The sequence below is a fragment of the Halobacteriovorax sp. RT-2-6 genome (assembly GCF_047085025.1).
Lineage (GTDB): Bacteria > Bdellovibrionota > Bacteriovoracia > Bacteriovoracales > Bacteriovoracaceae > Halobacteriovorax_A.
The window spans coordinates 322542-345294 of record NZ_JBKIYH010000003.1 but is presented as its reverse complement, the minus strand read 5'-3'; the positions used below and the strand labels follow the sequence as shown (position 1 = coordinate 345294).

Annotated in this window: 23 protein-coding genes; 6 read left to right on the top strand and 17 right to left on the bottom strand. The window is 35.7% G+C overall.

Annotated elements, in window-relative coordinates:
- Window positions 1-2 precede the first annotated feature (2 nt).
- The 3 genes from ACMAYS_RS15535 to ACMAYS_RS15525 all read right to left on the bottom strand — a co-directional run bounded on the left by ACMAYS_RS15535 (window position 3) and on the right by ACMAYS_RS15525 (window position 3600).
- On the bottom strand, window positions 3-809 hold the full coding sequence (locus ACMAYS_RS15535) for a cytochrome c oxidase subunit II (protein WP_103218390.1): 807 nt from the start codon (window positions 807-809) through the stop codon (window positions 3-5).
- Between the two features lie 77 nt (window positions 810-886).
- Complete coding sequence (gene cyoE, locus ACMAYS_RS15530) at window positions 887-2638, bottom strand: heme o synthase (RefSeq protein ID WP_103218391.1); 1752 nt, start codon at window positions 2636-2638, stop codon at window positions 887-889.
- Window positions 2638-3600 carry a COX15/CtaA family protein gene (locus ACMAYS_RS15525; RefSeq protein WP_392993688.1) on the bottom strand — a complete coding sequence of 321 codons (963 nt, stop codon included), beginning with the start codon at window positions 3598-3600 and terminating at the stop codon, window positions 2638-2640. Before ACMAYS_RS15525 ends, cyoE begins: the two co-directional genes overlap by 1 nt.
- Before the next feature lie 99 nt (window positions 3601-3699).
- Here ACMAYS_RS15525 and ACMAYS_RS15520 point away from each other — a divergent pair, with 99 nt between their 5' ends.
- From ACMAYS_RS15520 to ACMAYS_RS15510, 3 genes are read left to right on the top strand one after another with little or no spacing between them, the layout of a single operon-like run.
- The gene (locus tag ACMAYS_RS15520) at window positions 3700-4794 is read left to right on the top strand and encodes a tryptophan 2,3-dioxygenase family protein (protein WP_103218393.1); all 1095 of its coding nucleotides are present in this window, start codon (window positions 3700-3702) and stop codon (window positions 4792-4794) included.
- Between the two features lies 1 nt (window position 4795).
- Entirely contained in the window at window positions 4796-5938 is a 1143-nt protein-coding gene (locus ACMAYS_RS15515) for an aminotransferase class V-fold PLP-dependent enzyme (protein WP_392993694.1), read from the top strand.
- Window positions 5939-5944: 6 nt separating this feature from the next.
- Window positions 5945-6730 carry an acyltransferase gene (locus tag ACMAYS_RS15510; RefSeq protein WP_392993697.1) on the top strand — a complete coding sequence of 262 codons (786 nt, stop codon included), beginning with the start codon at window positions 5945-5947 and terminating at the stop codon, window positions 6728-6730.
- On the opposite strand, the gene ACMAYS_RS15505 is transcribed toward ACMAYS_RS15510, so the two are convergent.
- The 8 genes from ACMAYS_RS15505 to ACMAYS_RS15470 all read right to left on the bottom strand — a co-directional run bounded on the left by ACMAYS_RS15505 (window position 6720) and on the right by ACMAYS_RS15470 (window position 14525).
- Window positions 6720-7253, bottom strand: a complete 534-nt coding sequence (locus ACMAYS_RS15505) for a DUF420 domain-containing protein (protein ID WP_412463574.1) — start codon at window positions 7251-7253, stop codon at window positions 6720-6722. The genes ACMAYS_RS15510 and ACMAYS_RS15505 overlap by 11 nt on opposite strands.
- A complete protein-coding gene (locus ACMAYS_RS15500) occupies window positions 7237-7470 on the bottom strand; it encodes a hypothetical protein (protein WP_412463573.1) in 234 nt (77 codons plus the stop codon). Before ACMAYS_RS15500 ends, ACMAYS_RS15505 begins: the two co-directional genes overlap by 17 nt.
- A 105-nt stretch (window positions 7471-7575) precedes the next feature.
- A complete protein-coding gene (locus ACMAYS_RS15495; protein ID WP_199177553.1) occupies window positions 7576-8214 on the bottom strand; it encodes a heme-copper oxidase subunit III in 639 nt (212 codons plus the stop codon).
- A gap of 13 nt (window positions 8215-8227) precedes the next feature.
- Entirely contained in the window at window positions 8228-11059 is a 2832-nt protein-coding gene (locus ACMAYS_RS15490) for a c-type cytochrome (protein WP_103218398.1), read from the bottom strand.
- Window positions 11060-11120: 61 nt separating this feature from the next.
- Window positions 11121-12197: a hypothetical protein gene (locus ACMAYS_RS15485; RefSeq protein WP_199177554.1), complete on the bottom strand. Its 1077-nt coding sequence runs from the start codon at window positions 12195-12197 to the stop codon at window positions 11121-11123.
- Between the two features lie 31 nt (window positions 12198-12228).
- Entirely contained in the window at window positions 12229-13011 is a 783-nt protein-coding gene (locus tag ACMAYS_RS15480) for a cytochrome b N-terminal domain-containing protein (protein WP_103218399.1), read from the bottom strand.
- 29 nt (window positions 13012-13040) lie between these two features.
- On the bottom strand, window positions 13041-13544 hold the full coding sequence (locus tag ACMAYS_RS15475; protein ID WP_021267552.1) for a ubiquinol-cytochrome c reductase iron-sulfur subunit: 504 nt from the start codon (window positions 13542-13544) through the stop codon (window positions 13041-13043).
- A 111-nt stretch (window positions 13545-13655) separates the two neighbouring features.
- Entirely contained in the window at window positions 13656-14525 is an 870-nt protein-coding gene (locus ACMAYS_RS15470) for a HEAT repeat domain-containing protein (RefSeq protein ID WP_392993702.1), read from the bottom strand.
- A 90-nt stretch (window positions 14526-14615) separates the two neighbouring features.
- Here ACMAYS_RS15470 and ACMAYS_RS15465 point away from each other — a divergent pair, with 90 nt between their 5' ends.
- Window positions 14616-15161 carry a hypothetical protein gene (locus ACMAYS_RS15465; protein WP_103218401.1) on the top strand — a complete coding sequence of 182 codons (546 nt, stop codon included), beginning with the start codon at window positions 14616-14618 and terminating at the stop codon, window positions 15159-15161.
- 187 nt (window positions 15162-15348) lie between these two features.
- Here the strand turns inward: ACMAYS_RS15465 and ACMAYS_RS15460 are convergent, their stop codons facing one another.
- Window positions 15349-16674, bottom strand: a complete 1326-nt coding sequence (locus tag ACMAYS_RS15460) for a hypothetical protein (RefSeq protein ID WP_103218402.1) — start codon at window positions 16672-16674, stop codon at window positions 15349-15351.
- Complete coding sequence (locus tag ACMAYS_RS15455; RefSeq protein ID WP_392993708.1) at window positions 16675-17856, bottom strand: thiolase family protein; 1182 nt, start codon at window positions 17854-17856, stop codon at window positions 16675-16677.
- 82 nt (window positions 17857-17938) lie between these two features.
- Between ACMAYS_RS15455 and ACMAYS_RS15450 the strand changes: the two genes are divergently transcribed.
- Both ACMAYS_RS15450 and ACMAYS_RS15445 read left to right on the top strand, forming a co-directional pair.
- Complete coding sequence (locus ACMAYS_RS15450) at window positions 17939-18364, top strand: hypothetical protein (RefSeq protein WP_103218404.1); 426 nt, start codon at window positions 17939-17941, stop codon at window positions 18362-18364.
- An 18-nt stretch (window positions 18365-18382) separates the two neighbouring features.
- Window positions 18383-18814, top strand: a complete 432-nt coding sequence (locus ACMAYS_RS15445) for a FliG C-terminal domain-containing protein (protein ID WP_103218405.1) — start codon at window positions 18383-18385, stop codon at window positions 18812-18814.
- Here ACMAYS_RS15445 and ACMAYS_RS15440 read toward each other — a convergent pair.
- From ACMAYS_RS15440 to ACMAYS_RS15425, 4 genes are read right to left on the bottom strand one after another with little or no spacing between them, the layout of a single operon-like run.
- Entirely contained in the window at window positions 18809-19186 is a 378-nt protein-coding gene (locus ACMAYS_RS15440; RefSeq protein WP_103218406.1) for a hypothetical protein, read from the bottom strand. The two genes, ACMAYS_RS15445 and ACMAYS_RS15440, sit on opposite strands and share 6 nt — an antisense overlap.
- On the bottom strand, window positions 19179-19622 hold the full coding sequence (locus ACMAYS_RS15435) for a cyclic nucleotide-binding domain-containing protein (RefSeq protein WP_158246901.1): 444 nt from the start codon (window positions 19620-19622) through the stop codon (window positions 19179-19181). The genes ACMAYS_RS15440 and ACMAYS_RS15435 overlap by 8 nt, the downstream gene beginning before the upstream one ends.
- Window positions 19603-20511, bottom strand: a complete 909-nt coding sequence (locus ACMAYS_RS15430) for a hypothetical protein (protein WP_412463572.1) — start codon at window positions 20509-20511, stop codon at window positions 19603-19605. Before ACMAYS_RS15430 ends, ACMAYS_RS15435 begins: the two co-directional genes overlap by 20 nt.
- The gene (locus ACMAYS_RS15425; protein ID WP_412463571.1) at window positions 20504-22741 is read right to left on the bottom strand and encodes a hypothetical protein; all 2238 of its coding nucleotides are present in this window, start codon (window positions 22739-22741) and stop codon (window positions 20504-20506) included. The genes ACMAYS_RS15430 and ACMAYS_RS15425 overlap by 8 nt, the downstream gene beginning before the upstream one ends.
- Window positions 22742-22753 lie beyond the last annotated feature (12 nt).

The window sequence follows — 22753 nt, the reverse complement described above, 5'->3', positions numbered from 1 at the left end:
AATTAGTACTGCCACTTCCAACCCCAGAATAATTCAGGGTTTTCAGGGTCATTCTCATGAATAGCTTTCTCTTGAGCTTCCGCAATCCAAGTTGCGTAGTCCTCAGCTGAATAAGTAGTTAGAGAAGCTTTCATTCTGTAGTGATATGTTCCACACATTTCTGCACAAGCAATATCCCAAGTACCAGCTTTAGTTGGTTCAAACCATAGACGAGTTAAACGACCAGGAATTGCATCAACCTTACGACGAGCATTTGGAAAATATAGTGAGTGAATTACATCTTTTGAAAGTACTTGAATAACAACTTTACGACCAACAGGTAGTCTTAAGTCATTTAACTGAACAACATCATCTTCTGTGTTGAAGATATTGTCTGCACCAGCATATCTAAAGTGCCATGCCCATTGCTGACCAAGCGCTTGAATACGAAGTGGATTCTCGTCCTCTTTTGGCCACTTAGCAAAAACATTTACATAATCCTCATTCGACATTCTTGTAATGTTCATATCGATTCCAAGGAATACCGATAGACCAATTACAGTCGCAATGATGATATGAATCTTCTTGTTCCCATAAGTATAATAAGGCTTTGGGTGTCTCTTAGCTGAATAAAAGTAAGAGAAACCAAATAATCCTGCACATACTAATGCAAAGAAAAAGAGGTTCATGTAAGTAGTGTAGCCAAATAACCAATCGATCAAGTGACCGTGCACAGAGATATCTTCAGGTGGTTTCATTCTTTCCCAAAGACTCATCTGCTTAGAAGTTGTACTAACAACTGTAGCTAAAACAGGTGTCAAAAATCCCATAGACCTTCCTTCTATTGAAATACTTTATTAATTTGAATTGATAAATTTTAACCCTTTTTTATAACATTTTCCACGATTTAGCTAAGGAAAATCATCAATGATAGCAAGAGTGGTAAATAGATTATAGAACCCCAAAAATATTGTCGGGCCCAAGCTACGTAACTCGGCTCATCATGAATAAAAAAACTTTGCAAACTCTGCGCAAAAAATAGCCCATTAACTACTAATGAAGCGATAAAAAAGTTCCAAGAATTGAGACCAAAGAAATATCCGGCACTACTAAATAAAAATAAGAGTAATGTCCAAAGAGCAATACAGATCTTCATTTTGGCAATTGAGTAGTAATGAGGATAAACCTTAATATCACCTTCCGCGTAATCTTGTTTATGGTAAATCGAGATGGCCATGAAGTGAGGAATTTGCCAAATAAACAAAATACCAAACAATAAAATTGCTAGACCATCAATTTCACCTGTCACAATTGTGCGCCCCATTACAGGAGGAATTGCCCCAGGAAGTGCACCAACAAATAACGCAGCAGGACTAGTTCTCTTCATCGGAGTATAGACATAAAGATAAGAAAAAAATGCCAACGCACCGAGTAACGCAGTAACTTTATTTACATAAATATAAGTTAGACTAAATCCGAGAATAAAAAGCAGCCATCCTTGAACAACAGCATAAATTGGTTTTATTCGTCCTGCTGGTAAGGCGCGATCTTTAGTACGAACCATATTGGAATCAACTTCAATTTCCATATAGCAATTAATTGTCGTTGCAGACATGACAATTAAAATTGAAAAAATAAGTGCATTAATCAGATAGAAGAAATCAACATATTGTCCAGTAAGTAAAATTCCTGAAATAATAGTCGAAACGACGAGTAGACCGAGTCGTGGCTTAGTTAAGCTTAACAAGTCACTTGCTACAGTATGCTTATAACCACCAAAAAACACTTCCTCAAAACGCTTGAACCACTGAAATAAGAAAAGTAAATTTAGCGTAATGATAATTGCTAATAAAAGATGAAGTACTTGGAAGTAAGTAGTATCAGTTAGTAAGAACAATCTCTTTGCATTAAATAAGTGAACTAAAAATAGTCCAACTAAACTTCCAGATAAAAGAGAGAATTGTTTAAATGCTCTTCCATGTAATAAAGTAATTGTTTTTCTTATACTAAAGAGAAACGCTAGTAGAACTACTAGAAACAAGACTCCTAAATACTTATGAAGAGAGTGTATTTGTGCTGCTACAGTAGTAGGCCAAAAGCGAAGGCCCTCTGCTGTTTGGCATAGGATATTAATATTATCCCCTACTCCACACACATCTTTTGTTGCAGTTTGATGAACAATACCACCAAAGAAGAACTGTCCAAATGCAATTAGTAACATAATAAAGACAAGATCTTTCGACGAAGGTGAATACCCTTTTAAATTCAGTTCTTGTTTTTTGATAACAGGATAAAATTGCTGAGAAAAGATTGCGATATAAGCAAAACTTAAAATTAAGTGGAAAACACTGACAAGAGTTGGAAGCTTATAAATGAAGTTAATTCCACCCAGTAGCGACTGAAGAATTAAAAGAAATAGTCCTAAACGAACAGACTTTTCTTTTGGATGCTTAATAAAAAGAAATGTATTTAAAACAATGATAATTCCAGCAAAAACTCTATGTAGAATTGGATATATTGATGACTTATCAACAGTAGCTGCATAACAGATTGGCCAAGAAGTACACTCTAGGCCAGTGAAGTCCGCACTCACTAACCCACCAATGACAATTAAACCTAAAGTTAATAATATATTGATGAAGGCAAGTGTACGATACATTACAGTTCCACCTCTTGAGATTTTTTAAGAATGATTAATAACTCATAAATAAAGTAAGAAAGTAAAATAGCAAATAATAAGTGAACTGGCTGAGCAAAGGCTGGAAATGCTAAATAAGCTAAGACTACTCCTGCTGTAATGACACCAATTAACACTAACATTATTGAGATACACTTCTTTTGTACAAATGAATTGTCTTTGAACTCTTCCATGATTTTTCTAAGAGTATACGAAAATCCAAGAAGTACTAAGATTGAGAAAGAACGGTGAATATAAAAAATCATATCAAGTCGTTCAACCCAATTTGTCCTAGCTAAATTCGGCTCTGTATTAGTTATCAAGTCAATTTGCTCTCTCACTTGAGTTCCTAAAACGATTTGAATCACAACTAGTCCCACAAGAACCCACAAGAAGTCTTTGTAGCGATCAACGCAGTGTTTGCGATGAAATTTGAGTTCCGTTACCTCATATTTTAAATGGGCAAGCGCAAATGCAAGAAATATCGCGAGTAACATATGAATTGTAATAACAGCTGGATGCAGATGTGAACTAACGACCATTGCTCCTACACCACCATTTAAAACGACTAGAAACAAGGCCAATCCAGAAAGCCATACAACCTTCTTATTATCCTTCTTATAAGCAAATGATAGTACTACTAAAATGATCGAAGCAATACCAGTCCATACACCGGCCATTCTGTTGAAGTACTCCGTCCATGTATGTACAGGATTGAAAATAGCAACAATGCGACCAGGCTTTGCAAAACGAGTTTGATAATCAGCTGGAAGTTGATCAACACTTGTAGGAGGAACAATTTTACCGAAACAAGTTGGCCAATCAGGACATCCCATTCCAGCTCCGGTGCTTCTTACCATCCCTCCAATGAGAATAAGTGCAAAAACAGTGATTATGACTACAGGCAAAAACTTTTTGAATCGTAATTTTTTAGAATTTTCCATTTCAACTTCAGCTTGATTTCAACTTTCTTAACCCAACTAGAAATATGAATAATTTTCAATTTCAAAGTGTTGGGATAGTATTTCTATATAGGAGTCAATATGCACAAAAATCACGGTCCTGTCTATTATGGTGACTATTTAGAACTGAATAAATTACTCGATACACAAAATCCTCTCTCTAAAAAATATGGAGATGAAGCACACGATGAAACACTTTTTATAGTCGTGCATCAAGTATATGAATTATGGTTCAAACAAATACTTCACGAACTACACTCGATAAAAAACATTTTCTCAGTAGATAAAGTTGAAGAATCATTGCTTTCAACTGTTTGTTCAAGACTTGAGCGCATTAAAAAAGTTCAAACTCTACTTCTTGGCCAATTAGAAGTGATGGAAACAATGACCCCGATGGATTTTCTTGAATTTAGAGATTTACTTGTCCCTGCTTCAGGATTCCAAAGTGTTCAATTTAGAGAAATTGAAATTCTGCTTGGACTTTCGACAAATCAAAGGAAAGAAGTTGATCGTGAATATTTCCTTGGAAGACTGAATGATCAAGATAAAGAAAGGCTTTTAAAAATTGAAGCTGAGTCAACATTATTTTCTGCTCTTGAGAAATGGCTAGAAAGAATGCCATTTACCTTTAACGAGGAATTTGATTTCTGGAGTGAGTATCAGGCATGTGTTGAAGATATGTTATGTGGTGACGAACTTACTGTCCTTGATAATATGGCAACACTTCCACCTAAGGCGCTAGAGATACAAAAGGCAAACCTTAAAAGTACACGCGATACATTTGAAACACTTTTTAATTCTGTAGAATATAATAAATTAGTAAAAGAAGGAAAAAGAAGGCTTTCTCAAAAAGCGACTCTAAATGCCCTCTTTGTTCTTCTTTATCGAGATGAGCCTATCCTAACACTTCCATATACTGTTCTTGCACACCTTATGGATATCGATGAGAACTTTACGACTTGGCGTTATAAGCATGCACTTATGGCACATAGAATGTTAGGGACTAAAATTGGAACAGGTGGATCTTCAGGACATCAATACTTAAAAGATGCAGCAGATAACAATCGTTCATTCATCGATCTTTTTAATCTATCAACTTTTATTATTCCAAGATCGCAGAGACCAATTTTACCTGAAAAGTTAAAAACAGCTATGAACTTTAATTACAGAGATTAGAATGTATAAGAAATATTTTAAAAGATTTCTAAACGCAAACGAGGGCAAACTTCACTTTGCTGCTCACTCACACCACTACTGGCCAGATGTCACTAGAGATGCACAGATCAAGTACTGGGATGATAGCGCTAAATATGTTGATGAAAAATGGGGATTATTTTTTTCCAATGAGTTTGTCGAATTACAAAAGAATATTGCAAACGTTTTAAATATTTCTAAACCAGAGCAAATTACATTTGCACCGAATACACATGAGCTTGCTTATCGTATACTTTCAGCTCTTCCTAATGGAGCAAAAGTCTTAACAACTGATAGTGAGTTCTACTCTTTTGATCGTCAAATCAATCGTCTTTCAGAAGAAAATATTTTTGATGTAACTAAGATTGAAAATAGTAATGATAAAAACTTTATCGATAGATTTATTCAAGAAGCAAATACTGACAAATATGATCTAATCTTTATTAGCCAAGTATTTTTTAATTCTTCTTTTGCTATTAAGGATCTCATCTCATTTGTAAAAGCAATCAATTCTAAAGCTGAAATTGTAATTGATGCCTACCATGCATTTATGGCCCTCCCAACAGATCTAAAAGAAATAGAAGATCGAATTTTCTACATGGCCGGGGGTTATAAATACTGCGGATCAGGAGAAGGATCTTGCTTTCTGATATCACCAAAAAATACAAAACTTACGCCAAAAAATACTGGTTGGTTTGCACAGATGGGAGACCTGACAAATTTTAGTGAAGATAAGGTTCCATTTAGTAATGATGGTTTTAGATTTGCTGGATCAACCATGGATTTCACGGCAATCTATCGTATGAATGCTGTTTTAAATCTATGGAAGAATGAAAAGGTAACTGTCCATGATATTCACTTACACGTTGAAAAAAACCAAGCTGACTTTCTGTCTGGAATAAAAGGGACAACTTTAGAAAATAAAATTGTAACAACGGCCAATAGAGGACACTTTATCGCTTTTATTTTCACCACAGCTTTAGAGTGTGAAGAGTATGCCAAAAGTCTTAAAACAAAGAGAGTTAATGTTGATTACCGCCGAAATATTTTGCGTTTTGGCTTTAGCATTTATCAAGATAGTGATGATATAATTAAGCTTATTAAAATTATTAAAGATATTGGTTAGGGAAAAATGGAAGAGAAGAAAAAGCAATCACAGGAAGAACTTCAATCAGGAGCGTCTAATAAGAAGGGTCTTGCTAAGGTTTTAGAAAATATTTTTAGAAAATATCAGGCCATTGGATATATGGCAGCGATGATACCTCCAATTATAGTTTATATTATTTGTATTACTCTAGGATTGACTCCTGGATACATTTTTTTAACTACGGCATATGAAAATGTAGCAGGACAACACTTCATTATTCAGGCCCTAGCGATGTCATTTGCATTTGTTATGTCTTATGCAGCCTACGCTTTAACTCTAATTTTTATCGTACCATTCTTTAATTGGATTTATCCTCTGAAGATGAAACCATTTAAAGGGAGTTGGATTTCTCTAGAAACTCTTCCTTGGTATTATCACAATGCTTTAACACAACTAGTACGCTATACAGTTTTAGATTTTTTTCAAGCAACTCCGATAATCACTCTTTTTTATAAAATGATGGGAATGAAGATTGGAAAAAATTGTGTAATCAATACGACAAATATTTCTGATCCATGTCTGATTACACTTGAAGACTATGTGACAATTGGCGGCTCTGCCACAATTTTTGCTCATTATGCTCAAGCTGGTTTTCTAGTTATTGCGCCAACAGTTATTAAGAGAGGTGCAACAGTTGGATTAAAAGCCTCGATTATGGGAGATGTTATTATTGGCGAAAAAGTTGTTGTTTCACCACATGAAGCGGTACTTCCAAAATCAAGACTAAATGCAGAAGATAGAAAGAAAGCAAAAAAAGAATCTAGTAATTAAGATATTTTAAAAAGAAAAAAATCATTACACCAGTTACTGAAACATAAAGCCAAATGGGTAAAGTCCACTTTGCCCATTTCTTATGGCTCTTAAAACTACCAGTCAAAGCATTCCAAAGAGTAATTAAAATCATTGGCAACATAACAATGCTTAATAAAACGTGTGAAATTAGAATTGAAAAGTACACAGGCCTTACAAAACCTTGCGCTATAAATTTCGTATCCCCATGGAAGTGATGATACAGAAGATATGAAACAAGAAAGAGAGCGGAAGTGGCAGTCGCCCCTGACATACATTTAATATGTGCAGAAACATTCTTATTTTTAATAAATCTCCAGCCTACAAATAATAATGTCGCAGAAATTGTATTTAAAGCAGCGTTTAGCATTGGAAGATAATCTACCCACCATAACTTAACTGCAGCTTCTGGTTTGAAGTAAATAAACCAAACGAGAAAAAGTGCAATTAGACCACTTAAAATAAAAAGTAATGTATAGATGAAATTACTATTGTTCTTCTTCATGAATCTTAGAAGCTACTGAGTTTTTTCTATATTTGTGAATTGTTTTATAAAGAATAAAAAACGGAATATAGATTAGTCCAATGAAAGTCACAAGAATCCAAACTAACCTAGCATCCTTTGGATTATCCATAGATCCAGCACAACCAGGACACGCAAAAACGTAGTCTGAAAATAGTACTAGAATTAATATGCCAATTGGTAATAAGAAACTTTTCATATAATTGCCTTATATACCTTTCGGAAGGCTTAGTCCATTATTTTAGGTCAAAACAAAAAAGGCCCTACATAGGTAGGGCCTTTCTTACAACATATTGTTCACTAATTAAATTAAGTAAATAAATGTAAATACTAGAATCCAAACAAGGTCAACGAAGTGCCAGAAAAGACCACACACTTCTAGAAGTCCATAGTCACCTTTGTCAAAACGTCCCTTAAGAGCAAGTACGTACATATAAATAAGGAATATTACACCTGAAAGTACGTGAAGCCCGTGAAAACCTGTAATTGCAAAAAATGTCGAAGAAAATAAGTTATTACCATGCTCATATGTTGAGAATGTCATCCCCATATCTGACATAAGGTGCATATACTCATATGCTTGAATACCAAGGAAGATAACTCCACCGATAATCGTTGCAAGTAACCAACCTCTAATTGCTTTCGGTTGTCTCATCTTTACAGCATCAATCGCCATAACCATTGAAACAGAAGAACAAATTAGAATGAAAGTCATAATCCCTGAAAGGTGTACTCCACCAAGAGCTTCTACAGGGTTTGGCCAATGCTTAGTTGCACGAAGTACAGCATAAGCAATTAATAAGCCTGAAAATGACATGGCATCAGTTCCAAGAAATAACCACATCCCAATTTTATTTGGACTCGCGTGTCCAAATTGAGGGTCATTTGGATAACTAATTACACCGTCATGAACTAAATCTTTTGTATTAGCATGTCCTGCCATTTATAAACTCCCGTTATCTCTTTCCAGCTTTCTTAGCTTTTGGTGAGTAAAAATCACTTCCTAACTCAAGTACATACTTAGTAACTGCTTCGATTTGTCTCTTAGCATCACCGTCAAGAAGTTCTGGATCCGCAGCCTCTCCTTCTGGCCAGAAAGAAGGCATTGTTGTACCAGGCATAATCTTATCTGGACCTTCAAGCCACTTCTTAATCCAACTCTTTCTTAATCTTCTCTTAGCAAAGTGAAGATCTGGAGCAAGTGCAGGATCACTATTGAATCCAGTTGTGTGACATGAAGCACATGCTAAATCGTTAAATAATTTAACAGCAGCACGTCTTTCTTCACTACTTTCCCAAACAACTTTTTCATTTTCATCAAAGATTGGTTGGTCAGCTTTTACACGGAACATATCAACAAGTTTTTCTTTTTCTTCTTTACTCATGTTGAAAGAAGGCATTCTTAACTTAAGCCATGGACGGATCTCATATACATCACCAAGGAAGTAATGGAACCAATCAGCTTGTACACGGTGCCCTTGTTCAACTAAACGTGGAGGCGCTTCGTTTACATCATCGTAAATTTTCAGCATATCACCGAACTCACCATCGATCTGGTGACATCCAATACAGTTAAACTTAACAGCAACTTTCATACCTTCATTTGCAACAGTTTCAGCAGCATCATATCTCTTAACACCTTTAAGAGGAATCTTCTGATCAACTTGACCGATAAGAGCTGTTGTAATTAGAGCAGCATCTTTCTCGCTCATATGGAACTGAGGCATTCTTAGTAGATCTTTAAATGGTTTATCAACACCATTGTCCCATCTTCTTGGGTTAAGTAGGTGCGCTTTAATCCAAGCTTCTCTTGAGTGCTCAACTTTCTCATGAGAGAAACCAAATTGAGTTAGAGGCTTAGAACCAATTTTTGAAAGTTCTGGACCAATTGGTGCACGATCTTCAAAACCTTTAATATTGTGACATGAGTAACAACCATATTTACCGATTGAACGACGTCCTAATTCCATTGTTCTTTCGTGATCGCTCATTGTCGCAAGCTTAGCTTTTGCAACTTCAACAGTATCAAAAGCAGAGAAGTAAGTTACAAGAATCTCATCTCTTGCACCTTTATCCATATCTGCAAACTTAAGCTTTTCAAATTGATTATTTTTAAGGCTCATTAGGTATGCAGTAATATCGTTAACTTCTCTATCAGATAGTCTGAAAGAAGGCATAATTGTATCTTCTTGGAAGTGACTTGGGTTTTTAAGCCATGAAGCCATCCAATTAGCATCTTTAACTTTAGAACCAATACCATCTAGGTAAGGACCTTTATGAGCATCAACTTTTTGAGACTCAAGTGCAAAGTCTTTAACACCGTGACAAGCAAGACATCCGATTTCACCAACCAGTTGCTTACCTTTTTCTTTATTACCACCAGTGTATTTCATGAAAGGCTTATAGCTTTCAGACTGAGCGTAAATAACTTCAGCGATTGCGTTTACTTCAGCGATATTCTTTTTAACAAACTCTGGTGAGTTATTATTATCGTTATTAAAGAACTGAGGCATTTTTGCATGCTTATTAAATGCTTTTGGTTCCCAAACCCAATTCTTAAAGAAATCTTTATCAAGCTTAGCAGCTATTTTCTCTAAACTAGGACCTGGTTTTCTCTTATGCTCCCAACCTTCAATCTTGTGACAGGCATAACAACCAAATTTTTCAAGAGCACGACGACCTTCATTTAAAGTAGTCGCTTGTGGAATATACTGAACACCACTGTGACATTTAACACATCCAGCTTCGTAATCACCACGTCTTAATTGTACGATAGGTACTTTGTGTGGCTCGTGCCAGTTGTACTTAGCAATCCAATCTTGTTTTTGTTCTTCTGTTGCAGGCATGTGAGCAGCTGCATTGAAGTCATTAACTCTATGCCCTTCACCACCGTGACATGAAGTACAACCAAAGTTCTTCATTGGGTGCTTACCATTAGCTCCAACCATAAGGTCTAAGTTAGGGTGAGTCTTATGTGGGTTTGGTTGATTTTCGTAACCTGGCTTATCAATAAATGTGTGACAAGTCATACAACGATCAACTTTTGGTACGTGTTGAAAGAATCTATCGTCAGTAATATTTTCTAATACTACTTGTTGAACCTTAACAGTTGGGTCCATGAAATCGATAAATGGTAAGTTTCTCAGTGCAAATACCGGAGTAACTTCTTTTCTCTTTTCAGCACCCTTAAGTAGCTCTAGACGACCAACAATACCGTTCACTTGCTTATTAATAGCATCAATATCAGTATTAAAGTCAGCTAGCTGTTTCTTAAGGTTCTTTTCTTTATCTTGAAGAGCTTTCTTCTTATCAGTCGATTTTGCAAAAAGATCTTTCTTCTCTTGAAGTTTTTTAAATAAAGAGCCTGCATTCGATGCATGTTCTGCGTGAGCAACACCGTAATTAAAAGCAAGTGCAGCAACGTCTGAGTTTAGACGACCATTAACGATCTGCTCTTTTTTAATATCTTTAATTACTTGGTTAAGCTCTTTCTCGATAGCAGCAATATCTTTGCTCTTAGCTTCAACTGATTTCTTAGCTGCCGCTAATTCGTCATTAAGAACTTTAACTTTTTCAGCACTGATCTTTGCTTCTTCTTCAGCAATATCTTTAGCAATTTTTTCTTTTTCAATTTTCATTGCTTCGATTTGAATTGCTTTCCAAGGTCTCATGTAATCATCTAGGAAAACCCATATTACCGTGACCAAAAGAACCAGTGAAAAGATCGCGAAGATCTTATTCAGTTTTTTCATATCATAGGCCATGCCTGGCTCATGTTTCTTTGACATTTTTATATACCCTTTATTACTTCTTCTTTAAGTATCTTTATATATCTATATCCAGATTCGCTTATAGGTTAAGTTCCCACTCTGGTAGAGCGATAATATACTTTAAGCTAAATAGCCATCTAAGAACCATCTTAATTGGTAATGAAGTCATACCAAGTACAAGAATGATGAAAATATAGTATCTAATCTGACCAGTGTTTTCGATAATCTTCTTCCCGTACTTTGACTTAGCAATTGCAACAGGAAGTACACAACAGTAAACAAGAGTTAGGATAATACCCACAATCTCTCTAACAACGATATTTGAAGGCATTGGAGTATTTAGCCACTTAAGCCATACAAATTCTGAAAGGTTTACGTTGTACTCAGAAACAACCTTGTGAAAGTCCCAGAACTCAAATGGTCCATAGAATGTCCAGTTTGGACCACGTAAGAAAGTACCAACGATAATTAGGTACATCCAAAGTACGATCCAACCATATAAGAATCCCCACATAGCGATTGGTCTTTCTTTAATTGTGAAATAACCATTCCCTTTTGGGTTTGTGTCAATATATGGAATTGCAATAAGACCAACAAGAATTAGACCTGGAAGTACAACCCCTGCCATCCAAGGGTCAAAGTATACAAGCATTTCTTGTAGACCAAGGAAGTACCAAGGAGCTTTCGCCGGGTTAGGTGCCCAAGTAGTGTTTGCAGGTTCTTCTAGAGGAGCTTTAAAGATAATCGCCCATACTACTAAGAAGATTGTCGTACCGATCATACACATTAACTCAGTAAATACTAAGTTAGGCCATACCCATACTTTTTCTCTATTTTCTGGAAGTGCTTCGATTGGGCACTCACCATTTTCAATTCTCTTGTCATTCTCTGCTGCTCTATAAAGTGCATACCAAGTAAGCCAAGCGATAAGAACGATAATAATGTTAATTGGAATATTATCTGGCCATAGGATAATTGCTCTAAAGTTTGCATCCATACAAAACCAAACTGTAATAGGTGCAGCAGCAATAAGTGCCCATTTAGCAAATTTCTTGCTTCCTACTACACGATAGTACTTCATCATGAAGAAGAATAGGACCGTCGTAATCGGGAATGATCTAATCGGATCGGCCAGCCAGTTTATAAGTTCTTTCATTTATATATCCCTTTCTCTCAAAATATATTTTCTAAAGTGGAGCTGAAATCCCACCGTCTTTTCTTACACGCCAGAAGTGAACTGCAATTAGAACACCAACAACAAGTGGAATGAATACACAGTGAAGAATATAAAATCTTAGTAGTGCTGGTTCCCCAACGAAACGTCCTGCAAGAAGCTGGAAACGAACGTCGTTTTTATCAGAAACCATCACGAAGTCACCAATTTGAGCTAAAGCTGCACCTGGACCACCATGACCTAAGAAAGGTGTTGCTTTTGCCATGTTCGAACCAACGGCAATCGCCCAAATCGCTAGCTGATCCCAAGGAAGTAGGTAACCAGTAAATGATAGTAGAAGAGTTAATACTAAAAGGATAACACCAACACCCCAGTTAAATTCTCTAGGTGGTTTGTATGAACCAGTCATAAATACACGGAACATGTGAAGCCACACAGTAATAACCATGGCGTGAGCACCCCAACGGTGAATTTCACGCATAATCCCTAAAGGCACGTGCTCTTTAAGTGCGATAATATCGTTATATGCGTACTCTGCAGTTGGTCTGTAATAGAACATTAAAAGTACACCAGTAACAGTTAGCGCTAAGAAAATGAAAAATGTAAGTCCACCCATACACCATGTATAACCAAGCTGAACCCCTGATTTTTTTAGTTTGATTGGATGTAAGTGTAAAAACACGTTACCAGCTACGACAGCTGCTCTGTTTCTTGCGTTCGTTGGAGGCCCGTGTCTGAAGATCGATTTCCAGACCTGAGTTTCTCTAATGTAATCAACAACACCTCTTTTAGCCATTGTTATTCCTTCCTATTTATTAATCTAAATTAAACTTTTAAGTAACTTTGTGGATTGTCCCACTGACCTTTCTCATAACGATAAATTTTTGTTTTATCGACAATGATTTTTCCTTCAGCATTTAGTGAGATTTTATATCTCTCTAACGGTCTTGGAGCTGGACCTTCGAAGTTGATACCATTTTGATAGTAACCAGAACCGTGACATGGACATTTAAATTTTAACTCGGCAGGAAGCCAGTTAGGAACACAACCTAAGTGTGTACAGATATTTGAAAGAGCGAAAAGACGTCCTTCCATTTTTACAATCCAAACACCGTAACCATTCTTCCAGCGCTCATCTACACCTTCTTCATAATCGTTAGGACGACCAGCGACGAAATCCATTTCTGGTTCAAAGTTAACGTTTGGATACGTGTAACGGAAAATTAAAGTTAAGAATCCTGCTACCGCAGAAGTGAAGGCTACCCAACCAACAGTAACAAAACTAAAGAACTCTCTTCGGTTTAACTGTTTTTTTACATCATCAGACATTTTAAAAAACCTCTATTTCTAATCATAAATACACAAATTTAAGTCACGATGACCCAATTTATGATTCATAAGTTATTGCAAATTCATTTTATACTTTGAAGGATGTTATCACTATTTCAACGAATTTAAAACTTCCTTTGCAAGACTAACTACTTTTATATCTTTCTCAATATTAATCATTTTCTCGACGCTTGGCGCCATCTTTTTCCAATTCGCTCTCTTTAATGCAGTGAGTACATTAAATTTTAGACCACTGATCTCCTGAACCGTTAACTTCTTACCTAAAGACTCATCATTTAGAGTAAGAATTTCATTTACAGTAGGGATCGCTTCATCACTCTTATAAGCGATTAATGCTGTTGCTGCGGCATATCTCACAGAGAAACCAAGGTCGCTATTTAGCCTCTTAATAAATAAATCTTCTGTACCATCAACATTATGAGTAGCTAGAGTCAGAATTGTTACCTGAACCATGGCCGCGTCATTCTTCTCAATAAAGCTTTTTACGATGCTCCAATCAAATGAAATACCTTTAGGCATTTTAGATAGTGCAACCATCGCATGAAAATTAATTTCTGGATTATTTGTTTGTAGAGCATGCTCAAGAACTGGAAGTCCCCCTTCATGTCCAAGGGCACCAATGGCCACGACAATGAAGTCACGTGTTCTTGGGTCTACTGTCGTCTTATAAATATCTCTTAGGTTTGTTACTAACCAAGGGATATCTTCTTCTTTGACTGCTCCAGCAGAGATAACTTTAGAAAGCTCTAATGCTGCAATCCACTTATTACCAAAGGTTTTAGACTTCATCTCGTGAACAAGGTCTTTATAAGAGTGATCGTTAGAAAGCATCTTAGTCACACCAAAAATGATCAGTGCTCCTACTAGTACGATAGCAATAGGAACCATTAAAGAGCCCATTACCGGATTACTTTCGAGTAGTTTTTTATCTAACTTAGTGTTCTGATTTTTCTCGCTCACGAAGAAATTGCCTTATAGTAAATGTTTTATTAAATATGGGATAAGAATTAGCAAATTAGAGTATAGTTGACAATTATAAAAGGTGAAATTATGGCCTATCTACTTAGAGGACTGATCGTTATCATGGTTGCTGCAATTGGATTAACAACTTGCGTAGCACTAGGATTTATTGATGTGGGAATTAGCCACATTAAATTGGCCATTCCAGCCTATCTTTATACAATCTTCGCACAAGCATTTGTGATGTTTTATTTCATCGGTGTTTCACGCCTAGTTAATAACATCAATTTAATAGTGACTAGCGAACAAAATTTAAATGAGCTTTTTGATGAAGCACCAGGTGATTTAACTCCTTATAGAGAAAAAGTTAAAAGGTATGTTCACAAAGCTGATCTTGCAAAGAGACAAACTATTCCTTGGACAATGCTAATGATCATTCTAGGAATGATTGCATTCTTTCTTGGTGGTGCACATGATACGAATATGGTTGAAAAGACAACTCACTCTGGTGTTGCATATGGGTTCATCGCTTCAATGCTGATTGGATTTGTTAGACAATGGTGGTTCCTTGGTCAGACTCACCAATTACTTCGTGAAGTAAAGACGCTATTTAGTATTCCAGATGGGCAGATGTAGATCCTTCCGACTGTTTTCCAAATCGTCGGCCCTTGAGACGAACCGTCGTGTATAAATACACTCCTCTCGAATAATTTTAAAGCTAAAGATTAGTGGGCTAGCACCGCAAACAATAGATTGGCCTTAGCCAATCAATTTTGCGGATGCTTTAGTATTCCAGATGGGCAGATGTAGCTATCGCGAAGGGCTAAATTGCCTTAAGCCAAATAAACACCTTATTTTTTCCAGGTGGGTTACGACGTGTTCGTGTTCTTGATTCGTAAATAATTACGGAGTCATCCCCTTTAACTTGGGCCATAAATTCTTTCAAGTAAGATCTTGGAACGTAAAGGTTGTAATAGAAACCACCAGGTACCGCTAGCCCAGGCTTTACATTATCAACTTGAGTTACTTGATACAGGTCGAGAAGTTTACCAAGACGTTTTCTCGTATCATCAGTATCAGCGGAGTTCATCATAACACGATAAACTTTTGTGTTACCGTAACGACTATCACGATACCCACCACCTTTAATATCTTCTTCAAATGAAGACTGCTCTCTATCTGCTGACGAAATATCACGCGGAAGTGTATCAATAGAAGTTAGTACAACTTCCGATTCTACTTCATCACGTTCTTCATCTTCTAAAGTTTCCCCTAGGAAGTTTTCAGTATCATCAACATTTTCAATATCTTTAATATCTAATTCAAATTGCGCAATTTGCTCTTGATCAGCAATTGTTTCATCAGTGAACTTTAAACCTTCATTTTCCCAACGAAACTGAGGCTCGTAAACACTGATCTTATCTGATAAGTATTTTTCATAAGTTCTATTTGCAAACTCAATGGCCCACACAAGAAAAATTGCGATCCCAATGAAGGCAAAGACTTGAGCAAGGCTCTGCATTTTCGCACTTAAATTATCTCTAAGTTTTAACCTTGAGATATTAAAAGTTGTTCCACGAAAATCCTTCTCCATTTTTTTTACAAAATAAATCCACTCTTGATAGAGAGTAACTTCCATCGAAGTTAAGATTTCGTGATTATGGCTTCCTGAAAATGTCAGATCAACACCTAGTTCAGTAACTAACTTATTGGCGCTAAAATCACGATTCCTAGAAAGAATATCGTTAATTGTGAAATGCTCATTTATATAATCTTCATGCTGAGGAAAAACCTCGACAAAAAAACTACGCAGTAAAATTGAAGTATCACGCTCACTTTGGTGTAAATTTTTAGCAAGCTCTTCAATTGAAATATCTCGAGAAATAAAAACAAAACAAATAAATTTATCCCTAAGCCAAGTAAACCAAGACTCAAGTGGACCTACGTGAATATTGTCGATGATATAATAAAATCTTTTTGAAATTTCAAAAAGAGTTAAGTCTTCATCAAAGAATACATCCCAAAAACGTTCAAAATCTTCACGGTACTTTCCTTGCCAAGTAACATTTTGGATATCCAGGCAAAGCCAATCGCGAAAAGATGCATAATCATGATGAAAAAACTTTAATTCATCGTTAATATTTTTCATTTAAACTCTTTTAATTAAAATACCAATTCCTTGGCCACCACCGATACAAGCACTCGCAATTCCATACTCCTTACCTTCACTTGCAAGTTGATTTGCCAAAGTAGTCGTAATACGAGTTCCAGATGCCGCAAGAGGATGCCCTAATGCAATCGCTCCCCCCCAAATATTAACCTTATTTATATCTAGGGCAAGCTCTTTCATACAAGCAAGTGCTTGAGCTGCAAATGCTTCATTTATTTCCACAAGATCAATTTGATCAAGTTCCATCTTATTATCTGCTAAAAGTTTACGAATTGCCGGCACCGGACCAATTCCCATTATCGTAGGGTCAACACCAACGACTGCACCATCAATAATTTCAGCAATAGGCTTTAACCCATGCTCTTTAACAAAGTCTTCACTTGCCACAAGTGCAACAGCCGCACCATCAACAATACCAGAAGCAGAACCTGCAGTAACAAGTCCATCTTTTACAAAAGATGAGCGAAGTTTATTCATATCTTCAAGAGAAGCACCCTCTCTTAAATGTTCGTCTTTATTAACTGAACCTTTTCTAATTTCTACTTCACATATTTCTTTTTGAAGTTTTCCATCCTCGTAAGCTGCAGTTGCACGTTGGTGTGATAAAAGTGCGAATTCATCACAGTCCGAACGAGACACCTCATATTTTGAACCAAGATTTTCTGCAGTTATCCCCATTGGGCAACCTGCATGTTGATCAGTTAGAGCATCAAGGAGCATATCAACATTCTTCAATGATCCGTATTTCGTACCAAAACGTGAACCATAAGTTAAATGAGGAACCATCGACATATTCTCAGTTCCACCAGCAAGTACACAACTTGCTTCTTCTAATTTAATTAGGCGAACAGCATCGAGAATTGCCTGAATACCCGATCCACATAGTCGATTAATAGTAATTCCAGGAGTATTTTCAGCGCAGCCGGCTTTTAAAGCGAGATGCCTTCCCCCATACATAGTATCTGTTGATGAAGGAACAACATTGCCCAGGATTACCTGATCAATTAGCTCGGCCTTAACACCTGTTTCACTAAGTAGTGAATTTGTGGCAGCAACAGCTAAGTCAACTGGCTTAATATCCATTAAAGAACCACCAAATTTACCAAATGGTGTTCGTTTTCCACCTACTAAAAATACGCGACGGCCTTTATTTAAGGACATATTTGCCTCCATTCACTTACAGTTAAATACTTACTAAAATATATTAGGACGCTTTTATGTCCTAGTCAAAGAAGAGTAATTTATGTCAACAGAAATCAATCGCCAACAGCTAGAGAGATTCAAACAGCAAGAGTACAAGCGACACTCCTATCAACTAAAGAAGGCAAAGCTTGAGAACTCTCAGGAGTATCAGAAGACTGAGAAAAAGCATCTTGCAGACCTAAAAAGACTCAACAAACACTATGAAACAGAAATTAAAAGTGTTGAAAACAGTACAGAACTTAAGTTAAAGCAAATTAGAGACAAGCAAACTGAACTTGTTAAAGAAGAACATGGTCGCATGGAGCTTGAGCTTGAAAATATGAAAAAGTCTCATCAGGCCAGAGTTGCAGAACTTAAAGAAACTCATGATAATCAGATCTCGCAAATGAATGAGTCCCACAAAGACACGCTTGAGCAAGCACGAGAGAAATACATGAAAGAAAAAATGAAATGGGAAGAGGCTTAATCTCCCAAAGGAAAGTAAATGGAAGCTAATAAGCAAAATGGTGGTGTATTTATAAATGGAAAGGCTCAAATTATTGAGATGCTGAAGTTTATGAATGCGGATGAAAGGGCGACTCTTTTGAAAAATATTCAAATGAGAAATCCTACACTTGCTAAAGAACTTTATGCTGAAAGTATTACTTTCGATACGATCTATGCACTAGATGAGATCGACTTAAATCAAGTAGTTAAATTTATTAAGGCACCAGTGATTGGTGTTGCACTTAAAGAATGTGAGAAATCTTTTCAAAAGAAAGTTCTTACAATTTTACCTAGAGAAGCGGCAGAAGAAGCCTACTCTTACCTAGTAAAAAATCTTGGTGCAAATGAAGCACGCGATATTCAAAGAGCAAGAAAGCGTGTCACAGATACTATTGTCGCCCTCAACAACAGAGGACGACTAAGTCTATAAATCACATTTATAATTAATTTTACGATCATCGATTTGGGGGCAGTTCTTGATATTGCCCTCAAATTCTGCCCTCAACTCTTTTGTATTTAACTGAAGATCTAATAGCTCTATCTGAAGAAGTATTCCATCCTCACTCAACTGATCAAGACATTTTGCCTTAATAGAATATTCACACTTGGCAGGATTTATCTTAGCAAGATTAACAAGAGCATTTTTTAGTCTCTCATTTCCATTGGCCTTCTTCTCTATCCAGCTATCAATATCATCGCGAACTCCATTTGAGTTAGCATCAGCTCCACCATGCCAATCATTATTATTGCCACTACATCCTATTAAGAACGCACAAAGAAAGAATAACGATAGTCTATTCATTGATTAACTTCCTAAATTTAGCTTCTACTTCATCAGTAAAAACAAAGTCGCTACTTTTAGTTGTATCGAATATTTTATGTTCTGCTAAAATATTAATAGCACTATCAAGACGATCAATTGTTGTGTTAACAATTTTTTTAAGCCACAGTTCATTTGAGTCGATAATTTTTGAAATTTCTGTAATTGGAATTGGGACGACTTCAACATCCTCAATTGTAAAACAAGACTCATCATAAACCTTACGATTGATTCCCCCCGAAACACCTAAGAAATCACCTTTCTTATGAGTACCAGTTGGTACAAGTCTTCCACTTTGTTCTTTTACAGTTAAAAGCGTTCCTGACTTCACAAGGAAGACAAATTCAGCACTTGCACTTTCTTTAAAAAGTAGGCTTTCAATCTCAACCTTACTCGTTTCATACGCGGTAAACGTCATCGATCTCTCCTCTAAGTGCCGTACCATAACGAAGTCCATAAGTTGAAAAATGGATATTCTTCGCTTCAATCTTATTTAGAATAGTCTGTGCACAAATCGCTCCAGACTGTATTGTTTTTGATCTTTTTCCAAGAAAAGCAAATTGTTTTCCAAGAGCTTTCGAATCTACTAATTGTATTCGATCAGTACTTTCATTAAAATCAGCTAATGAAATTGAATATTCATTAATAGCTTCCGCATTATAAGAATCTTCACCAGAAAACATTAATGCTAAACTAGTAAGAGTTCCAGCAACACCAATAACATCCTGTCCAAGATAAGATTCTAGGTTAAAGCTTTCAAAAATTTCATCTATTTTATTTCTTAGTTGGCCATCTCTAATCCAGTCATCAACTCGAACTGAACCAATTGGTAAAGAAACCGTTTCAATTATTTCAAACGGCTTTGTCTTTATTAAAATTAATTCACTAGAAGCTCCACCAACATCTAAAATAAGTTGTTTTTTGGATTTCTTCTTCATCATTTCATTAATACCAAAAGCAGTATAGAAAGCCTCTCCTTCTCCAGATATAATTTCAATATCTAAATCAAGTTCAGACTTAATTCTAGAGAAAAATTCAGGTGCATTCTTAGCAACACGAGAAGCTTCTGTTGCAGTAATAATAATATTTTTGCAACCTAATCTTAGACATTCCTCTTTATACTCTTTTAAAGCTTTAAAAGTATCTTCCATTGATTTTTCTTGAAAAACACCTTCTTTATCTAAACCTCGTCCAAGTCCTGTAATTGTAGAAAACTCTTGAACAATTTCCTTTGTATCGCGATCAATAACGAGCAAAAGTGTAGAGTTCGATCCGATATCGACCGAAGCAATTAAGTTTTTAGTCATTTTTAAAAATACCCTTAAATAATTTTTTAATTTTGCCTTTATTTTTTTGAAGGACTTTATCTGATTCTTTCTTTAATAAATTTTTTGCGGCACTCTTTGCTAACTCTTCGAGAGTATATTTATAGTCAGTATTTAGCGCATACCCAATACCTTCTAATCGGAAAGGAATTTTAGCTGTTCCATAGTCTCTATTCAGATCATGCTTTAATTCTTCTTCATTAACAACAACCGCTCCAAGTAATTCACCTGGAGCCTTGAAATCAATTTTCCCATTGCCTTCTAAAGCATATTTTCCTTCATCTAAAATAACCTTATAACTTTTAAATTGATGATAGCGATCGTCTAGGCGTCCATTGAAAGATACCTCATTAATGTCACCGTTAATTGTAATATCTTTACTCGCTAACTTATCAAGCTTCTGAAATAAGTTTCCAACGACCTTACCTAAGTTTATTTTATGCAGCTTAGCTTCTTTGATATTTAAAGCGACATTGAAGTCATACTCTTTACCAATCATTTTACCATCTAAATTACCCGACGCTTTACCTTCAACTGATTTAACAATACCTTTTGGAATAAAAAGAGCAGCGCTTACAATATCAACGTCAGTGAATGAAGCTTTTAGCTCAGTCGTTTTTCCCTTTTTATGAATCTCAGACTCAAGGTTCAGATTCAAAGGAGCAGTTCCAAGTTTAAGCCTATTTGTAGAAATACTTAATTTCTTTCTATTTACACTTATACCTAACTGACCATTAATCGGTGATTCACCTAAAATAACATTCGAGAATTTAATCTTTGATTTTACAGGATAGTTTGAAAATACCTCACCACTTGTACTAGAAATATCAATATCAGTATTCTCATCTTTTACTTCGACATCTCGAACCGTTTTATGTTCCGGCATCTTTTCTTTAATTTCTGTCGGAATTTGAATATCTTGTAAATGTAAATTCACTGTAGAAGTTTTTAAATAATCGAAACGGTCAACTCCTAAAACAAAAGGTGTAGACTGACCTACTTTTACAATACCTTCCAATAACTTCAATTCAATTGCAGATCTAATTTGCTTGCTATTGAGATTATTTTTCACATTAACATTTACAGGAATTCCAAGTGCAACGAGATTGCTATCAACTGTTGTTGTAAGACTTGGGAATAGCTTCTCATTTTTCGAAGTGATGCTTCCCTCAACTCTCAGATTGCCATCTTTAATTTTAACGCCATAATCTGCAACGTTTACAAAATAAGAAACAATATTTTCAAGATTACTTTCTAAATTTATATTATGTAACTTTAATATTCCCTTTTCTAAGTCGTAGTCTAATTTCGATTTCATGAACTGATGTTCTTCCAGAGCAACCACAACCTTTGAAGACATCAATTTCTTTTCAACATCACCGTCCATTTTTACAGAGAATTTTTTTAATGGCTTAACAATTAAATTCGACTTTATATTATTAATATCAACTTCGGCATTAAAGTTCAGTTTTTTCTCTTCTAACCATCTATCTAGTACCGTCTCTCCAATAATGAGAAGGTCAAATGATGTTTCATTTGTTTTTCCTTTAGAAAGAATGAAGTGAGACTTAAGTTCAAAAACAGAAGTTGTATTAAAACCAATATCTCTTAAAGCAAGTTTTTCAATTTTTACTTCACCAAAACCACTATCTCTTAATGCATAATTTGCATTAATATTTGTTACGTTAAAGTTTAGTGAGGCGTCAGAGAAAAAACTTAAGACGGCCAGACCAGGGCCATTATCTTCACTTTCTTCTTTTTTCTTGATTGATTTTTTTTCTTCCTGCACAAAGCTTACAACTGCTTTTGATGCAAAAGAGTTTTCCCAATTTGATCCCTTCTTAAATTCTATATAGCTAACTTTAGGATTATCAATATTAACAGAAATTGTTCCGTAACCCATTAACATCGTCCAAAATGGAATCTCTATTTGAAGATTTTCAAATGAGCATAAAGGTAGTTTTCTTCCACCATGAGGATAGAGAATATCAACTCCTCTAATATTCACTTTAGAGTTAAAGCCTAGGGAATAGTCTAGAGACTGCGTTAAAACTTCCGCATTAGGTAATGTTTTTTGCAGCTGTGTTGTAAAGGCTTGTCTAATTGCATCTGGTTTTAAGTTTCGTTTAGCAACAATTAAAATAATTGCAGAAAAAACAATTAGAAACGCTAAAAATAAAAAAATTATTTTTAATGGTGACTTAGTTTTCACATACCCTCCAAT

What these genes read in the sequence shown, in the direction of transcription:
- ACMAYS_RS15535 (WP_103218390.1), bottom strand. Translation starts at nt 809, where the DNA reads ATGGGATTTTTGACACCTGTTTTAGCTACAGTTGTTAGTACAACTTCT.
- cyoE (WP_103218391.1), bottom strand. Translation starts at nt 2,638, where the DNA reads ATGTATCGTACACTTGCCTTCATCAATATATTATTAACTTTAGGTTTA.
- ACMAYS_RS15525 (WP_392993688.1), bottom strand. Translation starts at nt 3,600, where the DNA reads ATGGAAAATTCTAAAAAATTACGATTCAAAAAGTTTTTGCCTGTAGTC.
- ACMAYS_RS15520 (WP_103218393.1), top strand. Translation starts at nt 3,700, where the DNA reads ATGCACAAAAATCACGGTCCTGTCTATTATGGTGACTATTTAGAACTG.
- ACMAYS_RS15515 (WP_392993694.1), top strand. Translation starts at nt 4,796, where the DNA reads ATGTATAAGAAATATTTTAAAAGATTTCTAAACGCAAACGAGGGCAAA.
- ACMAYS_RS15510 (WP_392993697.1), top strand. Translation starts at nt 5,945, where the DNA reads ATGGAAGAGAAGAAAAAGCAATCACAGGAAGAACTTCAATCAGGAGCG.
- ACMAYS_RS15505 (WP_412463574.1), bottom strand. Translation starts at nt 7,253, where the DNA reads ATGAAGAAGAACAATAGTAATTTCATCTATACATTACTTTTTATTTTA.
- ACMAYS_RS15500 (WP_412463573.1), bottom strand. Translation starts at nt 7,470, where the DNA reads ATGAAAAGTTTCTTATTACCAATTGGCATATTAATTCTAGTACTATTT.
- ACMAYS_RS15495 (WP_199177553.1), bottom strand. Translation starts at nt 8,214, where the DNA reads ATGGCAGGACATGCTAATACAAAAGATTTAGTTCATGACGGTGTAATT.
- ACMAYS_RS15490 (WP_103218398.1), bottom strand. Translation starts at nt 11,059, where the DNA reads ATGTCAAAGAAACATGAGCCAGGCATGGCCTATGATATGAAAAAACTG.
- ACMAYS_RS15485 (WP_199177554.1), bottom strand. Translation starts at nt 12,197, where the DNA reads ATGAAAGAACTTATAAACTGGCTGGCCGATCCGATTAGATCATTCCCG.
- ACMAYS_RS15480 (WP_103218399.1), bottom strand. Translation starts at nt 13,011, where the DNA reads ATGGCTAAAAGAGGTGTTGTTGATTACATTAGAGAAACTCAGGTCTGG.
- ACMAYS_RS15475 (WP_021267552.1), bottom strand. Translation starts at nt 13,544, where the DNA reads ATGTCTGATGATGTAAAAAAACAGTTAAACCGAAGAGAGTTCTTTAGT.
- ACMAYS_RS15465 (WP_103218401.1), top strand. Translation starts at nt 14,616, where the DNA reads ATGGCCTATCTACTTAGAGGACTGATCGTTATCATGGTTGCTGCAATT.
- ACMAYS_RS15460 (WP_103218402.1), bottom strand. Translation starts at nt 16,674, where the DNA reads ATGAAAAATATTAACGATGAATTAAAGTTTTTTCATCATGATTATGCA.
- ACMAYS_RS15455 (WP_392993708.1), bottom strand. Translation starts at nt 17,856, where the DNA reads ATGTCCTTAAATAAAGGCCGTCGCGTATTTTTAGTAGGTGGAAAACGA.
- ACMAYS_RS15450 (WP_103218404.1), top strand. Translation starts at nt 17,939, where the DNA reads ATGTCAACAGAAATCAATCGCCAACAGCTAGAGAGATTCAAACAGCAA.
- ACMAYS_RS15445 (WP_103218405.1), top strand. Translation starts at nt 18,383, where the DNA reads ATGGAAGCTAATAAGCAAAATGGTGGTGTATTTATAAATGGAAAGGCT.
- ACMAYS_RS15440 (WP_103218406.1), bottom strand. Translation starts at nt 19,186, where the DNA reads ATGAATAGACTATCGTTATTCTTTCTTTGTGCGTTCTTAATAGGATGT.
- ACMAYS_RS15435 (WP_158246901.1), bottom strand. Translation starts at nt 19,622, where the DNA reads ATGACGTTTACCGCGTATGAAACGAGTAAGGTTGAGATTGAAAGCCTA.
- ACMAYS_RS15430 (WP_412463572.1), bottom strand. Translation starts at nt 20,511, where the DNA reads ATGACTAAAAACTTAATTGCTTCGGTCGATATCGGATCGAACTCTACA.